The 386-nt window shown below is 44.8% G+C and carries 1 protein-coding gene; it reads left to right on the top strand.

The genetic code is table 11. The features are described 5' to 3' along the window. Positions 1 to 82 precede the first annotated feature (82 nt). A partial coding sequence (locus GFJ41_RS21210; RefSeq protein ID WP_264318559.1) for a fibrinogen-related protein occupies positions 83 to 386 on the top strand: 304 nt, incomplete at its 3' end.

The raw sequence follows: 386 nt of genomic DNA, 5'->3' as shown, positions 1-386 counted from the left end.
AAACAAGAGACAATATGAGCTGAAAGTGGACCTGAAGGACTTTGAGGGAGGGTCTGTTCATGCTCAATACGCTTATTTCTCTGTGGAATCTGAAGCTGATGGCTACAAACTCCATGTTAGTGGCTTCATCAATGGAGGTGCAGGTGATTCTATGGCTACAAACAACGGACAGAAATTCTCCACCTTTGATAAAGACCAGGACTCATATGCAGAGGGGAACTGCGCTAAATCCTACTTCGGGGGATTTTGGTACAGTCAGTGCCATAATACTAACCCTAATGGGATATACCTGTGGGGACATGACGCTCGTTACGCCATCGGAAATGTGTGGCAACATTGGAAAGGCTATCATTACAGTCTCAAATACATCGCTATGAAGATCAGAC

It is taken from the genome of Paraclostridium dentum (genome assembly GCF_012922555.1).
GTDB classification, from domain to species: Bacteria; Bacillota; Clostridia; order Peptostreptococcales; family Peptostreptococcaceae; genus Paraclostridium; species Paraclostridium dentum.
This window is presented reverse-complemented; position numbering and strand designations above follow the sequence as displayed.